Origin of the sequence: Mycobacterium sp. (assembly GCF_032162105.1) — a bacterium.
In the GTDB taxonomy this organism is placed as follows: Bacteria; Actinomycetota; Actinomycetes; order Mycobacteriales; family Mycobacteriaceae; genus Mycobacterium.
Window position 1 is genome coordinate 1 of the sequence record NZ_JAVRPS010000540.1, and the last position, 4,505, is coordinate 4,505.

Sequence of the window (4,505 nt, forward strand, 5' to 3'; positions counted from 1 at the left end):
CGCCCCGCCAGAGCGCTTCGAGAATCTCAGCCGCAGTGGGCCATTCGTCGCTATCCAGCCCCGAAACGTTGTGGATGAGGCCCGCGGTCTTGGCGACCGTCCAGACATTGATGGTGTCGTCGCAGATTGCTTCGTCGGTGCCAAGCGCGACCGGGATGTGGCGATCGAGCATCGCGCGCCATGGCAGCACGCCGCTGCCGAGCCGCAGGTTGCTAACGGGGTTGTGTACCACCGTCGAACCGGCGTCGGCGATCGCGTCGAGGTCGGCGTCGTCCACCCACACCGCGTGGATCACGTTGGTATGCGGTTTGAGAAGTCCGGCAGCGGCGGTGTAGCCGACCAGGGATCGCCCGGCGAACCGCGGCTGCTCGGTCATCAGGGTGCGCTGGACCTTGGTCTCCAGCATGTGCGCGTACAACGGCAGGCCGTGGCGCTCGGCCAGGTCGTCCAGCGCGGCGAAGTACTCCAGGCTGACGCGTTGCGGCGCGGAGATCGAGACGGCCGCCCGGATCCGGTCGTCCGCGGCACCGTGCCAGGTACCGACCAGATGGTCGTACGCCTCCAGCAACTGGGCGGCGGGAGCCGGCGCCGGCTCGTGGAAAGCAATGACGTCATCGACTTCGGTTGTGAACGGGAGCTTCTCGGCCTCGGTCAGCTCCGGCTGGTCCAGGGCGAGGTACGCCCGGATCCCGCTGTCGCGGTAGGCCGACGCCACCGCGTCGATGATCTCCGGATCGGGGAACGGCATCAGGAAGGCGTCGTCCTGCACGCAGGTGATGCCCCGTTGCAGCATCTCGATGGCACCGAGCATGGTCCGCAGATAGGCCTCCCGCGGGCCGGGCGCCAGGGCCGGGTCGGCGGGCGACTCGAACAGCATGAACAGCTCGAGCGGCAGACTCCGCACCGAGCCCTTGAGGTGGTTGGCCGGCGAATGGAAGTGCGCGTTGATCAGCCCGGGCACCAACAGATGTCGACCGCCGCCCTCGACTATCCGGGCTCCGGGTGAGGCGGGCAGGTCGTCGCCGACGGCGCTGATCCGATCGTCCTCGACCAGAACGTCGGTGGGACCGGTCATCGCGTCGGGGGCCACGGCGTCGTAGACGAACACCTGACGGAACAGCACGGTCATGGGCACTCCAGGTCAACAGGCGCAAAGGTGTTGGCGCGCGAGGTGTTCAGGCCCATCGCCACCAGTCCGGCCGCGATGCCGACGGCCGCGGCGACGCCGTCGATGACGGGCACGCCCAACCTGTCGGACAGCGGGTCGACGAGGTCGGCCAGGCCGGCGCAGCCGAGGACTACGGCTTCGGCATGGTCGGCCGCGCGTGCGGCTTCGGCGAACGCATCGAGGAGGTGGGTCGAGCCATCGACCAGCTCCGCGACCGCCACGTCGACCGAGGTCACGGTGCAGCGGTGCTCGAGCCCGAGCGCGCGGACGACGCGGTCACTGTGGGCGATGGTGCGGGCAGGCAGTGTGATCACGACGAACCGATGCGCCACCAGGCAGGCGGTCTGCAGCGCGGCCTCGGTCATCCCGACGACGGGGCAGGTGGCGACCTCGCGGGCGGCGGGCACCCCGGTGTCGCCGAAACAGGCGATGACGAACGCGTCAGTGTCGTCTTGGTGCGCACGGACCTGCTCGATCACTCCGACGGCTGCGATCGCCTCCTCGGCATGGCTTTCGACGCTGGGCACACCCACCGCAGGGTGGACCCCGGTGACCCTCACACCGGCGCCCGTGACAACTTGGGCCGCCTTGGTGATGGTGGCCGTCAGCTTGGCGGACGTGTTCGGGTTGATCACGGTGATCCGCGTCATCGCACCACCCCAGTGACCGCGGCGAGTAACCCGTCGACGCCGGGCCCACCGACCGCGATGCGCGCGGCCCGCGCACCGGCTTCTGCCGCGGCGTACGCGTCCCCGTTGCGCAGATGTTCGGCCGCGAACGCACCGCAGAACGCGTCGCCGGCGCCGGTGCTGTCCACCGGTTCGATGACATCCGTTGGCACCGCGGTAGGTTCGGGGCACTGCCGGGTCGCCACCAAGCATCCGGCCGCGGCGAGCTTGATCACCACCACCTGTGGCCCCAGCTGCAGGAAGGTCGCGGCCGCCACGTGCAGATCCGACGTGCCGGCGAGCGCGGCGGCTTCTACCTCGCTGGGCAGGAAGACGTCACAGCATCGGACGGCATCCCGCAGAGCGGTCTCGTGGCCCGCGATGTAGTCCTCCTGCGGATCGAAATAGATTGTCGCCGTGGTGCGGTCGCGCAGCCACGCCGCTAGCTCGAGCTGTGCGTGCAGCGCCATCGCCGATACCAGTACGCCGGGCGCGACCAGCACGGCGTCGGATACGTCGGCGGGATGCACCGAGAGCGCCTCGAAGTGCCCCTCGCCCAGGACCAGATCCCACACTCGCCCACCGGTGTCGTCATAACGGATGACATTGCGTACCGTGGGCAGATCGCGTCGTGGCAGCGTCGTGGGATCCGTCCCGGCCGAGCGGATTGCGGCGAGCAGAGCCGGGGTCGCATCGGTGCCCAACGGGGCGAGGACCGTGGGATTGCCACCGGCCAGCCTGGCGGCGAGTGCGGCGAAAAGCGCATCCCCGCCGACGGATTCGACCCGCGCACCGGCGGGGGACACGGCCTCGTCGATGGTGAGGTTGCCGATGCAGACCAGGCTGGGCGCGGTGTCAGTCATCGGCGGCTGCCGCGGCATAGCAGCTGAGGCCGAGGTGGTAACCGACCAGCTGGGCGGGGAGCAGGAAGAGCAGGGGCGACAGCGGCTCCGGGACCGGTGGCAGGGTGATGACGTGATCCGTGAGGTCGTCGAACGCGTGCTCGCCCTCGGTGGTGACGACGTAGAGGCGCCCGCCCCAGCGCAGCGCGTCCGTGCCGGTGTCGACGGCGCGCGGCACCGATGGACCCGAGGGAGCGAGCAGGAAGAGCGGCTCGCCGGCCTTCTGGGAGTTGTAGTGGTGGTACTCCTCGATCTGGATGTCGATCGCGTGCAGCGTCGTGCACTCCTTGACCTTGGCCGCGCCCACGATCGCGGACGCCAGATTCGGTCCGGCGCCTGAGAACAGCACCGTCTGCGGCCCGGCCTCGACCTCGTATCCGGCGATATCGGCGATCAGCGGGTCGATCCTGCCCAGCACCTGCGCCATGACATCGGGAAGCTCATCGAAGGCAGCACGCAGCGGTGCGGCCGCGGCCGGCACGCGCCGCTCGCCCAACCGGATGGCCAATTCCAGGAGCAACGCCAACGCCGCGGTGGACGACTGCGTGGGCCAGCCGATCCGGGTTGCCTCGATCATCAGCGACGTATCGGCCTCGGACTGCAGGGTCGAGTCGGCCGTGTTGGTCAGGGAGACGGTATACAATCCGCGATGTTGAGCCACGAGGAGCGCTTCGACGGTGCGGGTCGTCTCGCCCGAACTGGACAACGCGATAACGGCCGTGCCGGCGTCGACCAGGTGCGCGTGGTAGTACGCGAACTCCAGGCTCTGCATGGGTTCACAAGGCACTCCGAGCATGCACTCGAGTGCCTGCCGCGCGGCGATCATGACGGCCAGCGAGTCTCCGCAGCCGACTAGCACCACCCGTCGGACACCGGTCGCGAGTCGGTCGGCAATGGCGTCGAGATTATTAGCGTTGAGCTGCAGTGTTGCCTGTATCGCCGCTGGCTGGCCGAATAGTTCCGGTCCGGTCGCCTCGACGCGAAAGCGGAGTTTCGGGTCTAGCGGGTCATTGCTCGGCAGGGCGAGGATGTGGCCGCGCTCGGCGTCGGAGACCCGTTGGACGACGGCCCGCTGACGGACATCAAGGGGGCTGGTAACCGGGTCGAGAAGGGGGCTCGCGGGAGCACTCATCGTGGGTGGCTTCGCTTTCGTTCCACGCCATGACGAGCGGTGGCTTCAGCTGGCATGAAATTGAACGGTATACCGTCTGTGTTTCTTCCGTATGGCGTTTTGTGGCGTTCCGATTACGGAAGTACCGCGTGGCAGGGCGTTTCAGAGCTTCCAGGAAGATCCGGCCGGGCTCGTGGCCGCTGTTACGCCAGCGTGGTGGGTCGGGATTGCGGACCTACCGTGAGGCCACCGCGTTCCGTTGCCCGCCTCAGAGGGCAGGGCCTCGCCTAAGAGTCGGTAACCGCTCGACGTTGCCTGTCTACAACGTGTTCATCTATCCCTTGCTACCGAATGCCGACGCGAACACTTCGGAGAAGTCGGAGGCAGCACGGGCGAATATTGATCGGGCACGTCTGCTTGGAATGACGCAGACGTCAGCGCCTCGGATGTACCGCTGAGTGATTGCAAGAGGTAGTCGGAGAGCATTGTGCATTGTGATGGTCTTCCAGTCGGTGAAGTGCTGCCACCAACCAAATCCGCCATTCTGCTTATCGAGATCGTCCGCCAGCTGGTTGGTGAATCTGCCTGGCCCTTCAGGGCGATCCCTACCGAAGACCTGGGATGCGGGGGGCTGCATCGCTCACGGCTGATGAAGG

4 protein-coding genes are annotated in these 4,505 nt (G+C 67.6%); all 4 read right to left on the reverse strand.

Going from position 1 to position 4,505, the window contains the following annotated elements; translation table 11 throughout:
- On the reverse strand, nucleotides 1–1,129 hold a 1,129-nt coding region (locus tag QOC69_RS27700; protein ID WP_526445721.1), incomplete at its 3' end, for an amidohydrolase family protein.
- Nucleotides 1,126–1,818 carry an aspartate/glutamate racemase family protein gene (locus QOC69_RS27705; RefSeq protein ID WP_526445723.1) on the reverse strand — a complete coding sequence of 231 codons (693 nt, stop codon included), beginning with the start codon at nucleotides 1,816–1,818 and terminating at the stop codon, nucleotides 1,126–1,128. The genes QOC69_RS27700 and QOC69_RS27705, both read right to left, overlap by 4 nt.
- Nucleotides 1,815–2,699 carry a carbohydrate kinase family protein gene (locus QOC69_RS27710; RefSeq protein ID WP_526445725.1) on the reverse strand — a complete coding sequence of 295 codons (885 nt, stop codon included), beginning with the start codon at nucleotides 2,697–2,699 and terminating at the stop codon, nucleotides 1,815–1,817. The genes QOC69_RS27705 and QOC69_RS27710 overlap by 4 nt, the downstream gene beginning before the upstream one ends.
- Nucleotides 2,692–3,870 (reverse strand): SIS domain-containing protein, encoded by a 1,179-nt coding sequence (locus QOC69_RS27715; RefSeq protein ID WP_526445727.1) that lies wholly within the window; start codon nucleotides 3,868–3,870, stop codon nucleotides 2,692–2,694. The genes QOC69_RS27710 and QOC69_RS27715 overlap by 8 nt, the downstream gene beginning before the upstream one ends.
- Nucleotides 3,871–4,505 lie beyond the last annotated feature (635 nt).

Excerpts from the sequence above, each read along its gene's own strand:
- QOC69_RS27705 (WP_526445723.1), bottom strand. The coding sequence starts at position 1,818 with ATGACGCGGATCACCGTGATCAACCCGAACACGTCCGCCAAGCTGACG.
- QOC69_RS27710 (WP_526445725.1), bottom strand. The coding sequence starts at position 2,699 with ATGACTGACACCGCGCCCAGCCTGGTCTGCATCGGCAACCTCACCATC.
- QOC69_RS27715 (WP_526445727.1), bottom strand. The coding sequence starts at position 3,870 with ATGAGTGCTCCCGCGAGCCCCCTTCTCGACCCGGTTACCAGCCCCCTT.